Below are 20,297 nucleotides of genomic sequence, written 5' to 3' on the forward strand. Positions count from 1 at the left end.
CGGGCACATGCAGGTGGCGGTGCGCGACGAGGGGCCGGGCATACCGGCGGACCTGCGCGCCCGCCTGTTCGAACGCTATACGGCGTCCGGCGTCGCCTCGGACCCCGGCGCGCACTCGGCGGGGCTGGGGCTGGCGTTCTGCGCGCTTGCCGTCAAAGCGCACGGGGGCTCCATCCGCGTGGAAAGCGGGGAGCCCCGTGGCAGCGTCTTCGTCGTCGAGCTTCCGACGAGGGCGGACGCGTAGTCTCGACGTTACGCCTTCTTCCCCGCTGCTCCCTCGAACTGGCTCGTGAAATTCCCCAGGAAGTAGTTCCACCCGCCCTCATGCCCCCTCGCCTGGTCGTTATCCGGCAGGCCCGAATGCACCAGCGTCATCAGGGTGTCGTCCCCCTTCTTTTGGAACGTCACGGTGACCGTGGACTCCACGCCCATGGTGTTGGGGGACATCCACGTATGCTGAATGCGCGCCCCGCGCTTCATCTCGGTGAACCGGCCGAAATGCGGGGTCTCCTTGAAACGCCAGTAGAACATCCCGTCCACCGCCGGATTCAGGATCAGCTTGGTGGACTCGTGCCAGGGCGTGCCCGGCGTCTCGGGGTTGAGCCACGCATCGTACACCTCGGTCGGTGAGGCTGGGATGGTCCGCTCCACCCTGATCTCGATGGTCTTCTTGTCGCTCGTCGTCATTTCTTCTTCTCCTTTTTCGCCTTCCTGGCCTTGAAGTGGTGTTCGAACTCGTCCAGCCGCTCGTTCCAGAACCGCTCGTACTCGTGCACCCATCCCGCGACCTCCCTGAGTGGCTCCGCCCGCAGTGAGATCATGACCTCGCGCCCGCGCTTCTCGCGCTCGATCAGCCCGGCCCGCTCCAACAGCTTCAGGTGCTTGGTCACCGCATTGAGCGCGGTGTCGAACTGATCGGCCACGTCCAGGAACCGGGCTGGCCCATGCGAGAGCTGCCGGATGATCGCCCGCCGGGAAGGATGAGAAATGGCCGTGAGCACGTTGGTGAGTTGATCCATGGCAAACATTATACCGTAGGGTGTAATAAATGGCAAGGGGCCAGACCGTGCGATGCGCCCCATTGGCCACGGGCCGGTCGACATCTCTCCCGGCGGCGCCGAACGCTACGGTGCCGTGGACGATCGGACGCTCGACGTGTTGAACGTCGTTGTGTCTGGGTTCTCTGGGCGGTTACCGCTGAGCCTCTACCTCAGCGCTTCCCTGAACAACCCCAGCATCGTTCGCCAGTGCTCCGCCGCCGCGGTTTCGTTGTACACCGGCAGATCGGTCATGCTGAATCCGTGCGCCGCGTGGTATAGCTCCATCGAGTGCGATACGCCCGCCTCGGTGAGCGCGGCCTCCAGCCGCTGCCGCTGCTCCTCGGGAAAGCTGTTGTCATTCTCGGCGTATCCCACGTACACACGCCCGCGGGCGGCCGACGCGAGCACATGCGGACTGTCGGGCGCGTCGGTGGCCAGGCGCCCGCCGTGGTATGACGCGGCGGCAAGCACGCGATCGGGGAACTGGCCGGCGGCGCTGAGTGCCGCCCCGCCTCCCATGCAGTAGCCCACGGTCCCGATCTTCCGGGCGTCGGCGGCGGGGTCGCTGTCCAGATAGTCCAGGATCACGCGGGTGTCGGACATCGCGCGCGCCGGCGTGACCTCCTTGATGAGGCTCATCAGCCGCGCGCGTTCGGCGGGATCGCTGAACACGGTCGCGCCGTCGAACGGAGCCTGCGGTCCCGACCGGTAGAACAGATCGGGCAGGGCCACATAGTACCCGTTGGACGCGATGCGGCGCGCCATCTCGATGAGCGTGGGCCGGATCCCCACGCCGTCCATGAACAGGATCACGGCGGGGTACCGTTTGCCCTCGCCGGGGTGGAAGGTGCGCGTGGGCATCACGCCGTCGGGCGTCTTCAGGTGAACGGTGGCTTCGATCATGTGGCGAGCTTCCCTATCGGAAGAGGCTGAGTGCCCAGGGCTGCGGGATGAGCAGCAGCATCCAGGCCGCGCCGAGCAGCGCGATGTTCTTCATGAAGTGGGTCATGTCCATCTGGCGCGCCATGGGTTCGGTGGCTGTCCAGAAGTTGTGCATCATGTACGTGATGGGCACGAGGGCCACGGTGAGCATGACCACGCCCCATGTAGGATAGACCCCGAGCACCATGCTCAGGCCACCGGCAACGAGCAGCAACCCGGAGCCGAGCACCCCGAGGCGAGGCGCCGGAACTCCTTTGGCCTTCGCGTACGGCGTCATCATGTCCACGCGACGAAAGTGGTCGATGCCGGCCATGAGGAAGAACCCGCCGAAGAGCACGCGGCCGGCGAGAAACAGATACATCATGGGAAACCTCCCGAGGATGTGGACGGTCAGCCGCCACGAGTGAAGTATGCGAGCATCCGTGCGCGATCACGATTGCGCCGCCCGCTCGAGCGCCGCGATGTCCAGCTTCTTCATGCCCATCATGGCCTGCATGGCCTTGGGGTGCTTCACCAGCTCGGGGAGGCGCGACGGCACGATCTGCCAGGAGAGACCGAACTTGTCCTTGAGCCAGCCGCACTGACTCTCGGTGCCGCCCGCAGTGAGCTTCGTCCAGTACTCATCCACCTCCTCCTGCGAATCGCACCGCACCACGAACGAGATCGCTTCGGTGAACTTGAACATCGGGCCCCCGTTGAGCGCGCTGAACCTCTGCCCGTCGAGCTCGAAGGCGACCACGAGTGGCCGGTTCTTGGGCTGGTCGCCGGTGTGCAGTGCATCGAGGCGGCGCGAATTCTTGAACACCGTGAGGTAGAAGTCCACCGCCTCTTCGGCATTCGCGTCGAACCAGAGAAAGGGCGTGATGCGGGGCGAGCCCTGTACGGCGCTCATCGGAACCTCCTTAAGGAAGTGTGAACTCCCGACCCTCGACCGGAGCGACAAGATGATGAGGCCGCATACGCAGTGCAACTTGGGCGGCAATTGCGGACACTTGCCGCTGCCGCTCACCCTGTCCGACCCGAGCGACCTCAAATTCATCGAGGTTGCCGTAGCGGGCGGCGCGGACGCGATCGTCACGGGGAACGCGCGGGATGTCAGCATCGCCGAGGGCAAGGCCGCGATCCCGATCGTCAGCCCTCGGCGCCTGATCGAGCGGTTGCGCAACGGTTAGTTCATCCGCACGATTCCCGCACCACCATACACACCGCCCATACGGCCTTCCCCACCCGCATATTGCTCCGCATGACCACCCGCCGAGAATTCGTCCAACGCAGCGCGGCCGCGGTACTCGCCTCGTCGCTGCGCATCCCCGCCGTCGCGCCCACGGCCAAATGCCCGGCCGGCTTTCTCGACATCACTCGCCCACCCGACGCGGTCACCGCCCACGCCGCTTCGGGCGTGCAACAACTCCGCCCGGCGCTGGGCGGCAGCGGCCGGTGGGACGGGGCGGGGATCTCCGCGCAGCTCTCCGCCGTGCCCGGCGCGACGCGCGTCGAACTCTCGGCGCCCGCGGTGGGCGTCTCGCGCCTTTCGCTACGTTGGAACGACCGGCTCGATGCCACCCGCCTGCTGCTCGGCGACGCCTGGGAACGCGGCTACGGCGATTTCGAGTGGCGCGGCTTCGTGCCCGACCGCGTGATGCCCTGGTACGCGCTGGCGTGGGACGGCAGGCGCGCCGACGGCTACGGCGTGCGCACGGGCGCCAACGCCTTCTGCTGGTGGCAGGTGGACCCCGAGGGGATCACGCTCTGGGCCGACGTGCGGAGCGGCGGCACCCCGGTCCAACTGGGCAACCGCGCGCTCGCCGTCTGCGACGTGGTCTGCCGGCCTGGCCAGGACGGCGAGTCGGCGTTCGCCGCCCAGCACGCCCTCTGCGTCCAGATGTGCGCCCACCCGCGCCTCCCCGCCCAGCCGGTATACGGCAGCAATGACTGGTACTACGCATACGGAAATAATACTGCGGCCACGGTGCGCGCCGACGCCGGCCACGTCGTGGAACTCTCGCCCACCGGCGGCAACCGCCCGTTCGTGGTGATCGACGACGGCTGGCAGCCCGGCCGCGGCGCCAGCAACGACGGCGCCGGCAGATGGGACCGCGGCAACGAGAAGTTCCCCGACATCCCCGCGCTCGTGGCCGACGTCAAGCGCGCCGGCGCTCGGCCCGGCGTGTGGATCCGCCCGCTGCAGGCGCCGGCCGACGCGCCAGACAGCTGGCGCCTGCCGCGCGAACGCGGCGTGCTCGATCCCACGGTGGCCGAGTCGCGCGAGAAGATCGCCGCCGACATCGCGCGCCTGCACCGTTGGGGCTTCGACCTCATCAAGCACGACTACTCCACCTGGGACATCTTCGGACGGTGGGGCTCGCAGATGGGCTCGGCGCTCACGAAGGACGGGTGGACGTTCGCCGAGGGGCCCAGGCGCACCACCGCCGAAGTGATCAACGAGCTGTACGCCACCATCCGCGAGGCCGCCGGCGGCTCGCTGATCATCGGCTGCAACACGGTGAGCCACCTGTCGGCGGGGCAGTTCGAGATGTGCCGCATCGGCGACGACACGAGCGGCACGGAATGGGACCGCGTGCGCAGGATGGGGGTGAACGCGCTCGCCTTTCGCGGGGCGCAGCACGGCGCATTCTACGCGGCCGACGCCGACTGCGTGGGAGTCACCACCCACATTCCCTGGAACCTCAACCGCCAGTGGCTGGACCTGCTGTCGCGCAGCGGCACCACGCTCTTCGTGTCGCTGGCGCCCGATGCGCTGGGCGCGGCGCAGAAGCAGGACCTGCGGTCGGCGCTGGCGCTGGCTGCAACGCCGCAGCCGTTGGGCGAGCCGCTCGACTGGCAGCGCACCACCTGGACCACCAGGTGGCGGTCGGCGGGCGGCGAGCAATCCTACGACTGGGGATACGCGGCGGACAGCGCGCCGTGACGCCATCCCACGATCCATGGCCCGCCGCCGTGAAGCTCGTCATGGGCGCCCGCATGGCGCGCAGCGTGGGGCAGGGCGCGCTGGTGGTGGGCTTCACGTTGTACCTGCACGCCCTGGGGTGGACCGCCGCCAGCATCGGCATGGTGCTGTCCGCCGCGCTGCTGTTCGGCGTGGCGCTCACCCTGCTCGTCGGCCCGGCCAGCGACCGGCTGGGGCGCAAGCAGTTCCTGCTGGCCTACGAAGTGATCACGATCATCGCGGCCGTGCTGGCGCTGCTCAGCAGCCGCACCTGGATCCTCACGCTTGGCGCGGTGCTCGGCGGCTTCGGGCGCGGAGCCAACGGCGCGGCCGGCCCGTTCGGCCCGCTGGAACAGGCCTGGCTGGCGCAGGGGCTGCCGGCCTCGCAACGCCCGCGCGTGTTCAACCTGAACTCCACGCTCGGATTCATGGGCATGGCGGCCGGCGCGCTGCTCGCCGCGCTGCCCGGACTGTGGAGCGGCGCGCTGCCCGGCGCGCTGGCGTTCCGTCCGCTGTTCGTGCTCCCGCTGGTGGGCAGTGCCATCGGCTTCGTGCTCATCTGGAAGGCGCCCGACATCACGCCGCCCAGGCCCGCGGCGGTTCCTCGCGCGGCGGGCGCGGAGATCTCCTCGCCGGCCACCGACGCCGCGAGCGCTCCCTCGGCCGTCCGCCAGAAGGAGAACCGGCAGCTCGCGGGGCTCGCGTTCGCCAACACGCTCAACGGATTCGGCATCGGACTCGTGGCGCCGCTCATGGCGTACTGGTTCCTGCGCCGGTTCGGCCATGGACCGGCCACCATCGGCCCGGCGCTGGCGGCGAGCTTCGTGCTCGCGGCCGTGGGATCGCAGATCGCGCAGCGCATCGTCCCGCGGTTCGGCGTGGTGCGCACGGTGGTGGTCATGCGCGGCGTGGGATTGCTGCTCATGGTGCTCACCCCCTTCGTGCCGGTGTTCGGCCTGGCCGCGGCCATCTGGGCGGTGCGCGCGGCGTTCAACCAGGGCACGCTGGGCGTGCGGCAGGCGCTGACCATGGGGCTCACGCGGCAGCATCGCCAGGGGCTGGCGGCCACGGTGAACAACGTGTCCATCCAAGTGCCGCGCGCCATCGGCCCGGCCATCGCCGGCCTGATGCTGCATCAGGGCTGGCTCACGGCGCCGTTCGTGGTGGCGGCGATGTTCCAATTGGGTTATCTGGTGGTGTACCAGCGCTTCTTCGGCGGGCTTGAGACCGCGGCCGCGTGACGCGGAGCCGCCATCCCCGGGTCTGGTCTGAAGCTGTACCCAGCCCGCAACACTTCCACCCCACGCGACCCATGATCCGCACCGTCCGCCCGCTCCGCGCCGCCGTTCTGCTGGCCGCGCTCGCCACGCCCGCCGCGCTCCTGGCGCAGGTCACCACGCCTCGACCCGCCACGGCACAGCAGGCCGACCAGGACGGCCGCACGCTCCTGCCGATGCCGGTGGGCAAGAGCATCGCCTTCCGGCAGATCGGACCGGCGATCAGCGGCGGCCGCGTCTCGGCGGTGGCCGGCGTGCCCGGCAACAACGTGACCTACTACGTGGGCACGGCCGACGGCGGCGTCTTCCGCACCACCAACGGCGGCGACACGTGGACGGCCGAGTTCCAGCATCAGCCGGTGCTGTCCATCGGCGCGCTGGCCGTGGACCCCGTGAATCCCGAAGTGGTGTGGGCCGGCACGGGCGAGGGCAACGTGCGCAACAACGTCTCGTTCGGCGACGGCATCTACAAGTCCACGGACGGCGGCGCGCACTGGACCAACATGGGCCTCGCCGGCACGCTCCAGATTCCGCGCATCGTCATCGACCCGCACCACCCGAACACGGTGCTGGTGGCGGCCATGGGCAGCCCGTGGCAGGACAGCCCGGACCGCGGCGTGTACCGCACCACGGACGGCGGCAGGACCTGGGAGAAGGTGCTGTACATCGCGCCGGGCGTGGGCGCGGCCGACCTCGCCATGGACCCGGTGAACCCGAACGTGCTGTATGCCAGTACGTATAAGTTCCGCCGCACGGCATGGAGCTACGCCGACGGCGGCCCGGAAGACGCCATCTACAAGTCGGTGGACGGAGGGACCACCTGGACCCGCCTGTCCGGCCACGGGCTGCCCACCACGCCGGTCAGCCGCATCGGGCTGGCCGTGGCGCCCAGCCAGCACGACCGCGTGTACGCGGCGATCGGCTCCACGGAGGGCGTGATCTGGCGCTCCGACGACGCCGGCGCCAACTGGACGCTGGTGAGCAAGGACCAGGAAGCCGACGTGCGCGCATTCTACTTCTCGCATGTGGCGGTGGATCCCACCAACCCCGAGCACGTGTTCACGCTGTCCATGTTCCTCATGGACTCGCACGACGGCGGCGCGCACTTCACGCCCATCGCGCAGCAGAACCACGTGGACAACCACGCCATCTGGATCGATCCCTCGGGCTCGGGACGCATCATCGAGGGCAACGACGGCGGCGTCATCCTGTCGCGGGACGACGGCGCGCACTGGGCGTTCGTGCACAACCTGGCCATCGGACAGTTCTATCACGTGACGGCCGACAACGAGTTCCCGTACCTGGTGTGCGGTGGCCTGCAGGACAACAGCTCCTGGTGCGGACCGGGCTGGAGCCAGGACCCCAAGGGCGTGCTCGACCGGCAGTGGTTCGCGTTGAACGGCGGCGACGGCATCTACGCGGTGCCGGCGGCCGATAACCCCGGCATCATCTACAACAGCACGCAGAACGGCGTGCTCATGGCGTTCGACCGCGCCACGCAGCAGGTGCACGACATCGAGCCCTATCCGATCGACTTCTCGGGCGAGGGCGTGGCCAACCTGCAGTATCGCTGGGACTGGGAGTCGGGCTTCGCCGTGTCGCCGCAGAACCCGAGCGTGCTCTACGCCGGCGCCAACGTGGTGTTCCGCAGCGCCGACCACGGCCGCACCTGGAAGCCGATCAGCCCCGACCTGACGATGAACGACAAGAGCAAGCAGCAGTCGTCGGGCGGCGACGTCATGAAGGACAATTCGGGCGCCGAGGCGTACGACGCCATTCTCATCGTGACGCCGGCGCCGAGCGACGCCGACGTGCTGTGGGTGGGCACCGACGACGGGCTGGTGCAGGTGACGCGCGACGGCGGCGCGCACTGGACCAACGTCACCGGCCACATCCCCGGGCTGCCGGCCTGGGGGCGCGTGGAGTCGGTGAAGGTGTCGCCCACGAACGCCGGCGAGGCGGTGATCGCCGTGGACCGCCACTTCAGCGGCGACTTCAAACCGTACGTCTATGCGACGAGCGACTACGGGCAGACCTGGCATTCGATCGTCGGCGATCTGCCGGCCGGCGTGTATGCGCGTTCCGCCATGCAGGACCCCAGGAATCCGCGCATGTACTACGCCGGCCTCGAGAACGGCCTCTACACCACGTGGGACGCCGGCGCGCACTGGTACCTGATGGGACTCGGACTGCCCAACGTGTCGGTGTACGACATGTACATGCAACCGCAGCAGCACGACCTGATCCTCGGCACGCACGGGCGGTCGGTGTGGGTGCTGGACGACGTGACGCCCCTGGAGCAGTTCACGCCCACCGCGGCCAGCGCGCCACTGCGCCTCTTCCCGATCAGGAACGCAGATCGGTTCTGGCCCTGGTCGCAGGTGGAGTTCCTGGGCGACGGTGCGTTCTACGGTCAGAACCCGGCCTACGGCGCGATGATCAGCTACGCACTCGGCGATTCCGCGAAGACGCCGGGCAAGCTGGTGATCACCGATGCGCAGGGGCGGGTGGTGCGCACCATGGATGGCCTGCGCGAGCCGGCCGCCGATGGCGCGGCCGACAAGGGCAAGCCCTGGGTGCCGATGGCCGCGGGCATGCACCGCATCTATTGGGATCTCCGCGCGCAGGGCCCGGTGCGCTGGAACGGCGCCAAGGAGTTCAACAAGGGCCCGCAGAGCGGGGCGCTGGTGCCTCCGGGCACGTACACGGCCACGCTGACCGTGGACGGGCACGTGGAGTCGCAGACCTTCCAGGTGGCGAGCGATCCGCGCTCGCACGCGGCGCCCGCCGACATGCAGGCCCAGTACGCGTTCACCGCGTCGCTGATGCACCGCCTGTCGCAGCTCGACGTGGCGCTCAACCGGCTGGACGGGATGCGCGCGCAGGCCACGGCGCTGGCCTCCGCGGTCAAGGGCACGCCCAACGAGCAGCCGGTGGTGGATGCGGTCAAGGCGCTCGAGGCGCGCATGGACTCGGTGGAGGCGAACATCACCAGCAATCCGCAGGCCATCGAGTCGTCCGTGCGGGTGCCCGATCGCATTCGCGAACACCTATCGGCGTTGGATGGGATCGCCGAGGGCAGCGATCAGGCGCCCACCGAGGCGCAGTTGGCGCAGCAGGCGCTGCTCGAACCCGAGTATCAGGCCGCGGTGCAGGGGTTCAACGACTTCCTTACGGGCCGGCTCGCGGCGTTCAACCAGGCGATGGCGCGGCTGGGGCTCACCGGGCTGGTGGCCGGGGGGCCGTTGCAGCTCTAGCCGGGCCCGGTCGCGCTACACGCCCCGGGTTCCTGGCTAGACGTCGATCTTGCGGTGCCCGACCATCCGCAGGGCCCGATTGATGGCGGCGTGCAGAATCATGTACACCACCAGGGCGATCACGATCGGCACCACGAGCGTGGTGCCGCCGGCGCTGAAGTTGTCGACGATGCCGCGGAACGGCGCGTAGAACGGGCCGGTCACCGTGCCGATGAACTGCACGAACCCGTTGGACGACCGCGCGGCGATGAGCGCGAGCGCCAGACGGATGGTGAGCAGCGTATAGAGCAGGTAGAAGGCGTAATCGATGAACTGCGATGACCGCGCCGCCGTGCGTGACTGGCGCGTGTCCACATCGGCGACTCTGGGATCGTTCATGGCTTCCCTGGGGTTGGGCGATACTCAATGAGTATCGGGCGCGGGGCGCCACGGCCATCGCTCGATGGGCCTACTCCCCCATCACAATTCGTGCGCCACGCGGATCATCATTGCCGCCGCGGCGAGCATGCCCGCGTACACCGCCGCCACCGAGGGGCGGAGCCGCACGGGGACCGGCGCGCGACCGTTCGTGCCCGTGCACTCGTACACGAACGCCGGCGGCGTATTCCGCACGGTGAACCGCACGTACACGTCCGCGTAGCGGTCGGCCAGCTTGGGGTAGTGGCTCAGGCTGTACTGGTACTGGTGAAACCGCCCGTCGGGCCGCAGGCAGGCGCGGCTCACGTCGAGAATGCGGTCCACCACGGCCTGGTCCATGATCTTGAGCGGCAGGCTCGACACCACGGCGTCCACCCGCTCGATGCCTTCCTCGGCCAGCACCGTGGGCAGCGCGCTGGCGCAGGCGTGCCGCACCACGAGCCGCGGATCACCGATGCGGCGGCCCGCCTCGACGAAGGCCGGGTTGATCTCCAACGAGATGAGCCGCGCGTCGGGCCGCATGCGCTCGAGAATGGCTCGCGTGACGCAGCCCGTGCCCACGCCGAGTTCCACGAGCACCGTGGCGCGGTCGAAGTCGATCCCGGCCAGCAGCCGGCGCACCAGATACCGCGAACTCGGCATGATCGTGCCCGACGTGCGGAGGCTCGTGAGGTGCTTGATCAGGGGGGAATCCTTGACGAGGGCGGGAACCACAGTCACGGTACTGGCCGCTTGGATCATACCCCGGGCGTGCCGGAGCGGTCCGTCTTCCGTACTGGAAATCATACCCCGAAACCGCCGGGGCACCAGTCCCCGGGGCTCGGGGCCGGGCCCGAGCCCTGCCGCGCCGGACCAGGCCGGCCCCCGCGTATCGCGCCCCGATGCCGATTCTGGTACGTTATCCCGAGTCGACGTAGCTCCCTGCTCGCCACGGTGCCGGAGTCCACCCCCCGGGATCTGCAACCGGCCACCGAGTTCCGCGTGCCACTCCCGGAGGCATGATGAAGAAGGTCCTGCGTTCGTTCGCGTTGGTGTTGGTGCTCGCGGCCTGCGGCACGAAGCCGCCCGACCCGGAGCTGCACTTTGCCACCGTCGGGTTCGTGCTCACGCTGCCGGCCGGCATGCAGGCGGCGCTCGACGCCGTGGCGCCCAACTTCCGCACCGTGCGCATCGATTCGTTCCGCTCCGATGTGAGCCAGGCCGCGGCCATGGCCGGCGGCGGACTGCAATCCATGTTCGCGACGATCGGCGACTTCGACGGCGACGGCACCAAGGACGTGATCGTCGAGGGCGCGGCCCCGGGAGACTCGGCGCTGCACGTGATCGCGATCATGAACGGCAAGACGCCCCGCGCCTTCGAGGTCACGCGCTTTCCCGTGTACGACGCCGACGCGGTGGGCATCTACCTCTCCAAGGCGCCCGGCAACCAGACGGGATCGTTCGAAGTGGTGAACTACCCGGACGTGTCCACGCTCTACACGTACAAGTCGGGCGGCTTCGTGGGGACCAAGCTCGGCCCCTGACCTCAGGCGCCTTGCACCGTCAGCTTGGCCACGCCGAACACGCGGTTGCCCTGCGTGCGGAGCACCACCTCGTACGCACCCGGCGGCACGGCGCCGTCGGTGGGGTGCCACACATCCCACACGCGGAACCCGGCGTGGTCGGCGACGATCTCGATGTCGCGCGACTCGCGCACGGTCCGGCCGTCGCGGCGCCACTCGAGCTGGACCATCGCCGGCAGCGCCGACGGCGCGAACACCTGGACGACCACGGCCAGCGAGCTGCCCACGCTCGAGGTCGGGGCGGGGCTGCGCAGCGAATCCTGCATGGCGAGCGTTCCCCGGTCCACGTCCCGCGCGAACGTGGCGCTCTCCATGCGGAGCGGCACGGGCGGCACCAGCACCGGGAATCCGATGGCCACGGTCAGGAAGCCCGCGGCCGCGGCGACGAGCCCGGCCGTCACGCGCCGGCGGCCGTGGATGAACCGCCAGCCCAGCGGCAGGGCGGCGGCGAGGGCGAGCAGCGCGGCCACCGGCGTCGCGAACCGCAGCTGCAGCCCGAACAGCAGCGGCAGGAGCAGGTTGAGCGCGCCGAACGCGACGATCGCGAAGAACGTCAGCCCGAAGATGGGCCGCGTGCGCAGCCAGCGGTCGAACACCAGGTCGATGCACGAGAACACGGCCAGCCCGCCCAGCAGCGCCAGAAACGCCACGTTCGGCGAATCGACCACCGTGGAGTACGCGTAGAAGGGCAGGAGGAAGAACAGCGTCTCCTGGTACATCACGCGCGTGATGTACGACGTGACCTCGTGGGCCAGCCGGGGTGGCGCCGCTCTCGAACCGGAGCCGGGGGTCCGGGTCCCCGCCGCGCTCGGGACGCGGCCGAAGTACAGCGTGGACGCCCACGTCAGCACGAGGAACACCACCACCCAGAGCACCAGCCGATAGCGTTCGCGCGCCAGGAACACGACGGCGATCCCCGAGGCGAGCGCCCAGGTGGAGTGGAGCATCCAGAACAGGCGCCGGTGGCTTTCCCAGAAGTGGTGCAGCCCCGCCAACGGCCGCTCGGTCACGGCGAGGCGCGCCCGCCGCGGTCGAGTCTGGCGAAGTCGTCGTCGGACAGCTGCACCGCGGCGGCGGCGACGTTCTCCCGCAGGTGGTCGGGATTGCTCGTGCCGGGAATGGGCAGCATCACCTTCGAGCGCCGGAGCGTCCACGCGAGCGCCACCTGGCTCGTGGTCGCGCCCATCCGGGCGGCGAGCTTGGACAGCGCCGAGCCCGGGGCGGCGAGCTTGCCGGCCGCGAGCGGGTACCAGGGAATGAACCCGATGTGGTGCGCGTCGCAGTAGTCGAGCACGGCCTCGCTCTTGCGCGTGACCATGTTGTACTCGTTCTGCACCGTGGCCACGCGGAAGAACTTCTGGGCGGCCTGGATCTCCTCCACGTTCACCTCGCTCAGCCCGACGTGCCGGATGAGCCCCTCCTTCTGCATCTCGGCGATCACGCCGAACTGCTCGTCGCGCGGCACCTTGGGGTCGATGCGGTGCAGCTGCCACAGATCGATGCGCTCCACGCCCAGCCGCCGCGCGCTGAGCATCACGCACTGGCGCAGGTACTCGGGGCGGCCGAGCTGCGCCCACTTGTTGGGCCCGGTGCGGACGAAGCCGCCCTTGGTGGCGATCACCAGCCCCGTGTACGGGTGGAGCACCTCGCGGATCAGCTCCTCGCTCACGAACGGGCCGTAGCTGTCGGCGGTGTCGATGAAGTTCACGCCCAGTTCGGGGAGCAGGGCGAGCGTCTTGCGCGCCGCGGCCGGGTCGGCGGGATCGCCCCAGACGCCCGGGCCCGTGATGCGCATGGCGCCGAAGCCCAGGCGATTGACGATGAGGTCGCCGCCGATGGTGAACTGGCCGGCCGCGGCGGCATTGATCTTCTTGGACTCGACGGTCATACCGATCTCCTTGGTGTCCTCGAAGTCTAACCGGGACGAGACCTATCCGTCGGTACGGTAGCAATGTTCCGGCGCCGGGAAGGCGCCGCGCCGCACCTCGAGCGCGTATTCGCCGAACGCCTGCTCGATCTGTGCGCCCACGCACGCGTACCGCTTGACGAACCGGGGCGCGATGTCACCCACGAAGTTGCCGAGCATGTCGTGCGAGATGACGAGCTGCCCGTCCACGTGCGGGCCGGCGCCGATGCCGTACACGATCACGTCCAGCCGCTCGCGCACGCACGCCGCCGCCGCCGCGGGCAGCGCCTCGAGCAGGATGGCGAACGCGCCGGCATCCTGCAGGGCGAGCGCGTCGTCGATGAGGTGCTGGATGGCGGCGGGCGTCTTGCCCTGCACGCGGTAGCCGCCAAGCTGGGCCAGGTTCTGCGGCGTGAGCCCCAGGTGCCCCATGACGCAGATGCCGGCGTTCACCATGGCCCGCACGCGACCGGCGACGCGGGCGCCGCCCTCGCACTTGACCGCGTCGCAGCCCAGGGCAATGAAGCGGCCGGCGTTGCGCACCGCGTCCTCGTCGCTCGTCTGGTATGACAGAAATGGCAAGTCGCCCACGACGAAGGCGCGGGGCGCGGCGCGGCAGACGCACTTCACGAACACGCTCATCTCGTCCATCGTGATGCCGACCGTGGACGGCAGGCCCATCATCGTCATCGCGGCGGAGTCGCCGACGAGGATCAGGTCCACGCCGGCGCGGTCGGCGTAGACCGCGGTGGGATAGTCGTAGGCGGTGACGAACACCGCTTTCTGGCCGCGGGCGCGGAGCGTGGCGAGCGTGTGGGTGGTGGTCTTGGGACGGGCGGCGGTCACGGGGACCTCCCAAAAAACACGAGGCCCGCGGGACGACCGCGGGCCTGAGCTTTTTAGCGAATTGTTTAACGTGGCTGCAATACGCGGCAAATCACCACGGGATCAGTTGTGGGGGAAGGGTAGGGGGAGGGCGTGCCCGGCGTCAAGTGTAGGACGGTAGGAGGGTAGGGGGGTAGGGGGGAACTGCGTTACGCAGTCTGCCGTCCTACCCCCCTACAGTCCTACCGCCCTACTGCTCCAGCAACGGCGTTCCAACCGTCGACGCGCTCAGCCCTTGACATCCGTCGACCCGCCGCCGATACTCGTTTCTGACAATTGAACACCCGTGGTGATTTGCCGCCTATTGCTGCCACGTTAAACAAGAGCTAAAACGCGATTGCCCGGGCGGCCGTATCCGCTCGGGCTTTGTCGTGGACGCGCACTCGGCGTCGGGAATCCGTTTTCCCGCGCCGCGTGCGTCTCGCGTATGTCGTTGGCGGCCCTCTTCAGCCGGACCGCAGACATGAGCGCCACGACTCGCAAGCCGATCGCGATCTTCCACGAGCACCCGGACTGGTTCAGGCCGCTGTTCGCCGAGTTGGATCGCCGCCGCATCCCGTACGTTCGTCTCGATGCGGCTGCGCACGCCTTCGATCCCGCTGAGCGATGCGACGACGTGCCATACTCGCTGGTTTTCAATCGCGCGAGCCCGTCCGCGTACCTGCGCGGCCACGCCAACAGCACCTTCTTCACCCTCCATTGGCTGCGCCATCTGGAGCGGCTCGGCGTTCCGGTGGTGAACGGGGCCGACGTGTACGCGCTGGAACTGTCCAAGGCCACGCAGCTCGACCTCACCGCATCGCTGGGACTGCCCTTTCCGAGAGCGCGCGCCATCAACGATCCGTCGCGCGCGGTGCATGCGGCGCGCGACGCGGGGCTTCGGTACCCGGTGCTGATCAAGGCCAACGTTGGCGGCTCGGGGGCCGGCATCGTCCGCTACGAGTCCGAAGCCGCGTTGGCGGGCGCGGTGTCGCGCGGCGAGGTCCAACTCGGCGTCGACGGCGTGGCGCTGGTCCAGGAATCGGCGCCACTTCGCGACGGCCACATCACCCGCGTCGAGACGCTGGGCGGCAAGTATCTCTACGCGATCAACGTCTATCCGGCCGTGGGGTCGTTCGATCTCTGCCCGGCCGACGCCTGCCGGCGCGCCGACGGCGTGGAACTCGTTCGCTCGGCGTGCGCCGTGGACGCGCCCACGACGGGGCTCCGTGTGGAGGCGTACACGCCGCCGCCCGAGATCATCGCCGAGGTGGAGCGCATCTCGCACGAAGCACGCCTCGACGTGGGCGGCATCGAGTACCTCGTGGACGACCGCGACGGCCGGCACTACTTCTACGACATCAATGCGCTCTCCAACTTCGTGGCCGACGCCGCTAACGTGATCGGCTTCGATCCGTTCGCGAAGCTGGTGGACTACCTGGAGCGGCGTGCCCTCACCGCGGATCGTGCCCCGCGGCCGGTCCCCGGTGCGCAGGCCGAGCGTGGGCGTCACGCCGCCGAGCTGCGCCAGGCGGCGCTCCCATGAGGTACGGCTACTGGCTTCCCGTGTTCGGCGGCTGGCTGCGCAACGTGCCCGACGAAGGCATGGACGCCTCGTGGGAATACGTGAAGCGCTTGGCGCAGCGCAGCGAGGAGATCGGGTTCGACCTCACGCTCATCGCCGAGCTGCTGCTCAACGACATCAAGGGCATCCATGCGCCGTCGCTGGACGCCTGGTCCACGGCCGCGGCGCTGGCGGCGGTCACCAAACGGCTGGAGCTGATGGTGGCGGTGCGGCCGTCCTTTCACCCACCGGCCATCTTCGCCAAGCAGGCGGCGACGATCGATCGGATCGCGAACGGCCGGCTGGCGCTCAACGTGGTCTCGGCCTGGTGGAAGGACGAAGCGCGCCGCTACGGCGCCGCGTTCGACGAGCACGACGATCGCTACGCGCGCACCGGCGAATGGCTGGACGTGGTGGACGGCGCGTGGCGCGAAGCCTCGTTCAGCTATGGCGGCGCGGTTTATCGCGCCGAGGATCTGGTGCTCGAGCCCAAGCCGGTGGCGACGGCGGCGCGACACGGCCGGACGCGCCCCACGATCTACGCCGGCGGGGAGTCGGAAACGGCCAGGAACCTGATCGCACGCCAGTGCGACGCGTACGTGATGCACGGCGATCCGCCGGATCGCATCGCGCCGAAGATCGCGGATCTCAAGCGGCGACGCGAGGAGGCGTCGGAGACTCTGTACCGCGCCACGGGCCAGGAACTGCGGCCGCTCACGTTCGGCGTGGCGGGATACGCGATCGTGCGTGACAGCGAGCGCGAAGTGAACGCCGAGCTGGAGCGCATCACGAATGTCACCGCGGGCTCGCCAGGGTACGGGAACTACCAGGACTGGCTGCAGAACACCAAGCTCGACCAGCAGGTGAGTCTGCGCGAATATTCCGTGAGCAATCGTGGGCTGCGCGCCGGGCTCACGGGGACGGCAGAGCAGGTGGCCGACCGGGTACGCGAGTTCGCCGACGTGGGCGTGGATCTGCTGCTGTTGCAGTGCAGCCCACAACTCGAGGAGATGGAGCGGGTGGGGGAGGAAGTGATAGCGCTTTTGGACGGTAGGACGGTAGGACAGTAGGGGGGTAGGACGGATAACTGCGAACGCAGTCCCGTCCTACCCCCCTACTGTCCTACCGTCCTACTTCTTGATCGGTACCGATTTCCCTGCCGCCGAGTCCCCCGCCGGAATCGGCGGCAGCGCCGCGCCGAGCGACGGGAAATAGTCCTGGAGGTTGAGCGCCTTCACGATGCCCTGGGCGTCGCGCATCACGCGCGCTTCGCCCGCCGTGTCGCCCACGGACTGCTCGGTCTGTCCCAACTCGATGGCCGTGGCCATGTACAGGTACGGGATGCCGATGGACGGCTTGTCCACCCAGCCGTGGCGCTTGGCCAGCGACTTGGGGGCCAGGAACACGTTGTTCCAGAGATCCTTGGACGTGGCGAGATCGAAGTAGCCGTCGCCCTCCACGCGCACGGTGTCGGGGCCCATCGTCTTGGGCGGGATGAAGATCTTGGACGCGAGGCCCTGCGTGAGCGTGTAGTTGTCCAGGCCCAGCGTGTGCGCGTAGTTGCCCGCCGTGCGGCTGATGTAGATGGGCCGGTCCTGATAACTATCGCCGATCATCCGCAGCACGAACACGCCGGCGCGATCGAGGTATCCGGTGCCGCCCTCGTCCTGCGGCAGGTTCTTCGGGTTGATCGTCGCCTCGATGGGGCCGATCCGATATGTGGTGGGCTGCGTGATCGGATAGTACGCCGGCACGGAGTCGGCCTGCGCGGTGGTCATGTGCAACGGCCCGGTGGTGGGCTTGGGCCACACCTTGCCGCGATACAGGGCCGGCCCTGCGGCCGCGTCATACTGGTAGATGGGCCGCCGGATGAGCTGCCGCACGTACCAATCGGTGTTGAGCAGCGACGTGTTGGCCACCACGACGTCCTTGCGGATGCCCTCCACGTCCTGCGCGTACCAGAGCGGGAAGGTGTCGTTGTCGCCCACCACCACGAGCACGCCGTACGGCTCCACGGAGTTGAGCATGTCCACCGCGAAGTCGCGCGTGTCGGTCTGTCCGGCCCGCGACGCCCACTGCCAGTTGGCGAACAGCGGAATCACCGCCAGCAGCAGGACCGGCGATCCGGCCAGCCATCCGGTCTGCGAGGGGACCTCGACGGTCTCCTTGCCCACGCGCGTGGCCTTGGTGCCGAACAGCGACGCGATGGATTCCCACACGAACATCAGCCCGAGGCCTGCCCACACGCCCCACGGCGAGTAGCTCCAGATGAAGAAGTAGTCTCGATCACGGACCTCGCGCGCCACGCTGTCACCCAACTGCGGCGATTGCGACGCGCCGTACTTGAAGTTCAGGTAGTAGATCAGACACAGCGTGGTGGTGAATAACAGCGATGCGAAATACCACCAACTTCGTCGGTCGCGTTTGAAGTGGACCCACCCGCCGAACAGGCCGAGCACCAGCATCACGGCGGCGAGCATGCTCTGCAGCCCCTGGTGCCGGTCGAGCGCGTCGCGCATCCACTGCCACTTGAAGTACCACCACCACATGCCCACCTGCCCCTGGATGAACGGGGCCTGGCGATCGCCCAACGCGGGCTTGCCGTACTGCCCGCGATTGAAGTTGTACATGAAGGCGTTGTACGTGCCCTTGCTGAACGTGCACGACCACTTGAGGCCGTGCGTGCACGCGGTGGGCTCGCCTTCGTTGATGGGCGGGAAGTACGCCGAACGGATGGGCTGCGTGGCGAACGGCGTGAGACCGAAGCCGAGCGCGAGCAGCGATGCCAGAATCAGCTTCCAGCGCAGGAGATATCGCGGCCGGATGATGATGATCGCCAGGCCCACCGCGGGCAGGGCCAGGAAGCCCGCCATGTGGTTGGTGTAGCCCAGGCCCAGTAGATACGCGATGAGGATCAGCGTCTTGTCGGCCTTGGGCCCGTCGGGATTGTCGCACCACCGGACCATCAGCCACGAGATGATCGCGATGCCGGCCAGCGAGACGGTGTACACCTTCTCGTTCACCACCGACTGGTTCCACACCGTGAACGCCGTGGCGCCGATCAGGGTGGCGATGCCCGCGCCCACGATGCGGCGCCACCGCTCCTGGAACCAGCCCACGAGCACCCGTTCGGTGATCAGGAACCACATCGCCGCCGCGACGGCGCTGCACAGTGCCGCGAAGATGTTGATCCGCATCGCCACCGACGACGCGATGGGGAGCAGCGACATCACCCGGCCCAGCAGCACGAACAGCGGGTTGCCCGGTGGGTGGGGAAGGCCGAGGGTATAGGCGGCGGATATGTACTCGCTGGTGTCCCACATCGCCGTGTTCGGCGCCAGGGTCAGCAGGTAGAGGAGAAAGACCAGCGCCGCCGCGATCGTGGCGGCCAGATAGGAGGGGCGGTAGTCGAGTTCGGTCTTCGCGTTGGTCGCCATGACGGTCGGTTGGAAGCCCACAGCAAGCGCCCCGCCGGTGGCGGGGCGCCGTCAAGATACTCAAAAATGCGGTGGGACCATGAGTTATGAAAGGGACGCGGACGTCAGAAGAACGTGAGGACCCACATGTATTTCCGCGCCGCGAGTGGATTGGCCCGAGCTTGTGAGTTCGGCTTTTGTTCGGTATTCTAGTTGCTCGTTCGCGTCGTCCTACACCGTCCGCTCGCCAGGAGTTCTCATGAGCGCCACTTCGCCTTCAGCGGTTCCCCGTCTTCTGCAGCTCACGCCGGTGATGATCGTGGACGAAGTCGAACCGTGTATGCGGTTCTGGGCCGACCGGTTCGGGTTCGCGGTCGAGAACCAGGTGCCGGGCCCCGACGGCAAGCTCGTATTCGCCAGCGCCAAGAAGGACGGCATCGAGGTGATGTACCAGACCCGGGCGAGCGTCCTCGCCGAGAGTCCGACACTGGCCGGCGAGTTGGCGGGGCACTCCGTCACGCTCTTTCTCTCCACGGACGACCTCGACGCCACGGAGCGCGCCGTGGCGGGCGTGCCGGTGGTGAAGGCGCGGCACGAGACGTTCTACGGGAGCACGGAGCTCTACGTGCGGGAGCCGGGCGGAAATACGGTGGGGTTCGCGCAGTTCAAATGATCGGTGGTGGGTGCAGGACCGGCCGGCGGGCCACAAGAACGGAGAGTATGCGCAGGATGCTCCGGATCGAACGGATGCTCCGGAGTACAGATAGGGGGCTTCGGCGGGAAGATCTCTCCGCCGAAGCCCTCAAAGATTCTATCCCGAGCATCCGTTCAATCCGGAGCATCTGGTTCATGACCCTGCGATCCTGATGCCCCCTCGGAGCGCCGACGCCGGCGGGCCTAATGCCGGAACTGGCGCTTGCCGGTGAATACCATCGCCATGCCGTGCTCGTCGGCCGCCGCGATGACCTCGGCGTCGCGCACGCTGCCGCCGGGCTGGATGATGGCCGCCACGCCCGCCTCGGCGGCCTGGTCCACGCCGTCGCGGAAGGGGAAGAACGCATCCGACCCCATCACCGAGCCCTTGGTGTCGTGGCCCGTGGTGCGC

21 protein-coding genes and 1 riboswitch are annotated in these 20,297 nt (G+C 68.5%); of the genes, 9 read left to right on the forward strand and 12 right to left on the reverse strand.

Going from position 1 to position 20,297, the window contains the following annotated elements; all coding sequences use genetic code 11:
- Nucleotides 1-244: ATP-binding protein (locus VNE60_02925; protein HVB30461.1), on the forward strand; the 244-nt coding region annotated here is incomplete at its 5' end.
- Nucleotides 245-252: 8 nt separating this feature from the next.
- On the opposite strand, the gene VNE60_02930 is transcribed toward VNE60_02925, so the two are convergent.
- The 5 genes from VNE60_02930 to VNE60_02950 form a co-directional block, all read right to left on the reverse strand.
- Nucleotides 253-687: an SRPBCC domain-containing protein gene (locus VNE60_02930; protein ID HVB30462.1), complete on the reverse strand. Its 435-nt coding sequence runs from the start codon at nucleotides 685-687 to the stop codon at nucleotides 253-255.
- Complete coding sequence (locus tag VNE60_02935; protein HVB30463.1) at nucleotides 684-1,019, reverse strand: metalloregulator ArsR/SmtB family transcription factor; 336 nt, start codon at nucleotides 1,017-1,019, stop codon at nucleotides 684-686. The genes VNE60_02930 and VNE60_02935 overlap by 4 nt, the downstream gene beginning before the upstream one ends.
- A 186-nt stretch (nucleotides 1,020-1,205) precedes the next feature.
- Nucleotides 1,206-1,943 carry a dienelactone hydrolase family protein gene (locus VNE60_02940; protein HVB30464.1) on the reverse strand — a complete coding sequence of 246 codons (738 nt, stop codon included), beginning with the start codon at nucleotides 1,941-1,943 and terminating at the stop codon, nucleotides 1,206-1,208.
- Nucleotides 1,944-1,956: 13 nt separating this feature from the next.
- A complete protein-coding gene (locus VNE60_02945) occupies nucleotides 1,957-2,346 on the reverse strand; it encodes a DoxX family protein (GenBank protein ID HVB30465.1) in 390 nt (129 codons plus the stop codon).
- Nucleotides 2,347-2,412: 66 nt separating this feature from the next.
- Nucleotides 2,413-2,874: a VOC family protein gene (locus VNE60_02950; GenBank protein HVB30466.1), complete on the reverse strand. Its 462-nt coding sequence runs from the start codon at nucleotides 2,872-2,874 to the stop codon at nucleotides 2,413-2,415.
- Nucleotides 2,875-2,974: 100 nt separating this feature from the next.
- Between VNE60_02950 and VNE60_02955 the strand changes: the two genes are divergently transcribed.
- The 4 genes from VNE60_02955 to VNE60_02970 all read left to right on the forward strand — a co-directional run bounded on the left by VNE60_02955 (nucleotide 2,975) and on the right by VNE60_02970 (nucleotide 9,463).
- Entirely contained in the window at nucleotides 2,975-3,154 is a 180-nt protein-coding gene (locus VNE60_02955) for a PIN domain-containing protein (GenBank protein ID HVB30467.1), read from the forward strand.
- 71 nt (nucleotides 3,155-3,225) lie between these two features.
- Nucleotides 3,226-4,911, forward strand: coding sequence for a hypothetical protein (locus VNE60_02960; protein ID HVB30468.1), 1,686 nt, complete (start codon nucleotides 3,226-3,228; stop codon nucleotides 4,909-4,911).
- Nucleotides 4,908-6,170, forward strand: a complete 1,263-nt coding sequence (locus tag VNE60_02965; GenBank protein HVB30469.1) for an MFS transporter — start codon at nucleotides 4,908-4,910, stop codon at nucleotides 6,168-6,170. The genes VNE60_02960 and VNE60_02965 overlap by 4 nt, the downstream gene beginning before the upstream one ends.
- Before the next feature lie 71 nt (nucleotides 6,171-6,241).
- A complete protein-coding gene (locus tag VNE60_02970) occupies nucleotides 6,242-9,463 on the forward strand; it encodes a hypothetical protein (protein HVB30470.1) in 3,222 nt (1,073 codons plus the stop codon).
- Nucleotides 9,464-9,499: 36 nt separating this feature from the next.
- Here VNE60_02970 and VNE60_02975 read toward each other — a convergent pair whose 3' ends face one another.
- Both VNE60_02975 and VNE60_02980 read right to left on the reverse strand, forming a co-directional pair.
- Nucleotides 9,500-9,841, reverse strand: coding sequence for a YggT family protein (locus tag VNE60_02975; GenBank protein HVB30471.1), 342 nt, complete (start codon nucleotides 9,839-9,841; stop codon nucleotides 9,500-9,502).
- A gap of 81 nt (nucleotides 9,842-9,922) precedes the next feature.
- Complete coding sequence (locus tag VNE60_02980; GenBank protein ID HVB30472.1) at nucleotides 9,923-10,600, reverse strand: methyltransferase domain-containing protein; 678 nt, start codon at nucleotides 10,598-10,600, stop codon at nucleotides 9,923-9,925.
- Nucleotides 10,601-10,878: 278 nt separating this feature from the next.
- Between VNE60_02980 and VNE60_02985 the strand changes: the two genes are divergently transcribed.
- Nucleotides 10,879-11,403: a hypothetical protein gene (locus tag VNE60_02985; protein ID HVB30473.1), complete on the forward strand. Its 525-nt coding sequence runs from the start codon at nucleotides 10,879-10,881 to the stop codon at nucleotides 11,401-11,403.
- A 2-nt stretch (nucleotides 11,404-11,405) separates the two neighbouring features.
- Here the strand turns inward: VNE60_02985 and VNE60_02990 are convergent, their stop codons facing one another.
- From VNE60_02990 to panB, 3 genes are read right to left on the reverse strand one after another with little or no spacing between them, the layout of a single operon-like run.
- Nucleotides 11,406-12,452 (reverse strand): DUF5924 family protein, encoded by a 1,047-nt coding sequence (locus VNE60_02990; protein ID HVB30474.1) that lies wholly within the window; start codon nucleotides 12,450-12,452, stop codon nucleotides 11,406-11,408.
- Complete coding sequence (locus VNE60_02995) at nucleotides 12,449-13,330, reverse strand: aldo/keto reductase (GenBank protein HVB30475.1); 882 nt, start codon at nucleotides 13,328-13,330, stop codon at nucleotides 12,449-12,451. The genes VNE60_02990 and VNE60_02995 overlap by 4 nt, the downstream gene beginning before the upstream one ends.
- 42 nt (nucleotides 13,331-13,372) lie before the next feature.
- Nucleotides 13,373-14,194 (reverse strand): 3-methyl-2-oxobutanoate hydroxymethyltransferase, encoded by an 822-nt coding sequence (gene panB, locus VNE60_03000; protein HVB30476.1) that lies wholly within the window; start codon nucleotides 14,192-14,194, stop codon nucleotides 13,373-13,375.
- Between the two features lie 32 nt (nucleotides 14,195-14,226).
- Nucleotides 14,227-14,302, reverse strand: a riboswitch (SAM riboswitch).
- Between the two features lie 394 nt (nucleotides 14,303-14,696).
- On the opposite strand from panB, the gene VNE60_03005 reads away from it, so the two are divergent.
- On the forward strand, nucleotides 14,697-15,758 hold the full coding sequence (locus tag VNE60_03005; GenBank protein ID HVB30477.1) for a hypothetical protein: 1,062 nt from the start codon (nucleotides 14,697-14,699) through the stop codon (nucleotides 15,756-15,758).
- A complete protein-coding gene (locus VNE60_03010; protein ID HVB30478.1) occupies nucleotides 15,755-16,846 on the forward strand; it encodes an LLM class flavin-dependent oxidoreductase in 1,092 nt (363 codons plus the stop codon). The genes VNE60_03005 and VNE60_03010 overlap by 4 nt, the downstream gene beginning before the upstream one ends.
- A 60-nt stretch (nucleotides 16,847-16,906) precedes the next feature.
- Here the strand turns inward: VNE60_03010 and VNE60_03015 are convergent, their stop codons facing one another.
- Entirely contained in the window at nucleotides 16,907-19,213 is a 2,307-nt protein-coding gene (locus tag VNE60_03015) for a DUF2723 domain-containing protein (GenBank protein HVB30479.1), read from the reverse strand.
- Nucleotides 19,214-19,451: 238 nt separating this feature from the next.
- On the opposite strand from VNE60_03015, the gene VNE60_03020 reads away from it, so the two are divergent.
- Nucleotides 19,452-19,865 (forward strand): VOC family protein, encoded by a 414-nt coding sequence (locus VNE60_03020; protein ID HVB30480.1) that lies wholly within the window; start codon nucleotides 19,452-19,454, stop codon nucleotides 19,863-19,865.
- A 224-nt stretch (nucleotides 19,866-20,089) separates the two neighbouring features.
- Here VNE60_03020 and purH read toward each other — a convergent pair.
- Nucleotides 20,090-20,297 (reverse strand): bifunctional phosphoribosylaminoimidazolecarboxamide formyltransferase/IMP cyclohydrolase (purH, locus tag VNE60_03025; protein HVB30481.1); only part of this gene is annotated, 208 nt, incomplete at its 5' end.

It is taken from the genome of Gemmatimonadaceae bacterium, assembly GCA_035533755.1.
Lineage (GTDB): Bacteria > Gemmatimonadota > Gemmatimonadetes > Gemmatimonadales > Gemmatimonadaceae > JAGWRI01.

What these genes read in the sequence shown, in the direction of transcription:
- VNE60_02930 (HVB30462.1), bottom strand. Translation starts at nt 687, where the DNA reads ATGACGACGAGCGACAAGAAGACCATCGAGATCAGGGTGGAGCGGACC.
- VNE60_02935 (HVB30463.1), bottom strand. Translation starts at nt 1,019, where the DNA reads ATGGATCAACTCACCAACGTGCTCACGGCCATTTCTCATCCTTCCCGG.
- VNE60_02940 (HVB30464.1), bottom strand. Translation starts at nt 1,943, where the DNA reads ATGATCGAAGCCACCGTTCACCTGAAGACGCCCGACGGCGTGATGCCC.
- VNE60_02945 (HVB30465.1), bottom strand. Translation starts at nt 2,346, where the DNA reads ATGATGTATCTGTTTCTCGCCGGCCGCGTGCTCTTCGGCGGGTTCTTC.
- VNE60_02950 (HVB30466.1), bottom strand. Translation starts at nt 2,874, where the DNA reads ATGAGCGCCGTACAGGGCTCGCCCCGCATCACGCCCTTTCTCTGGTTC.
- VNE60_02960 (HVB30468.1), top strand. Translation starts at nt 3,226, where the DNA reads ATGACCACCCGCCGAGAATTCGTCCAACGCAGCGCGGCCGCGGTACTC.
- VNE60_02970 (HVB30470.1), top strand. Translation starts at nt 6,242, where the DNA reads ATGATCCGCACCGTCCGCCCGCTCCGCGCCGCCGTTCTGCTGGCCGCG.
- VNE60_02975 (HVB30471.1), bottom strand. Translation starts at nt 9,841, where the DNA reads ATGAACGATCCCAGAGTCGCCGATGTGGACACGCGCCAGTCACGCACG.
- VNE60_02985 (HVB30473.1), top strand. Translation starts at nt 10,879, where the DNA reads ATGATGAAGAAGGTCCTGCGTTCGTTCGCGTTGGTGTTGGTGCTCGCG.
- VNE60_02995 (HVB30475.1), bottom strand. Translation starts at nt 13,330, where the DNA reads ATGACCGTCGAGTCCAAGAAGATCAATGCCGCCGCGGCCGGCCAGTTC.
- VNE60_03005 (HVB30477.1), top strand. Translation starts at nt 14,697, where the DNA reads ATGAGCGCCACGACTCGCAAGCCGATCGCGATCTTCCACGAGCACCCG.
- VNE60_03010 (HVB30478.1), top strand. Translation starts at nt 15,755, where the DNA reads ATGAGGTACGGCTACTGGCTTCCCGTGTTCGGCGGCTGGCTGCGCAAC.
- VNE60_03015 (HVB30479.1), bottom strand. Translation starts at nt 19,213, where the DNA reads ATGGCGACCAACGCGAAGACCGAACTCGACTACCGCCCCTCCTATCTG.
- VNE60_03020 (HVB30480.1), top strand. Translation starts at nt 19,452, where the DNA reads ATGAGCGCCACTTCGCCTTCAGCGGTTCCCCGTCTTCTGCAGCTCACG.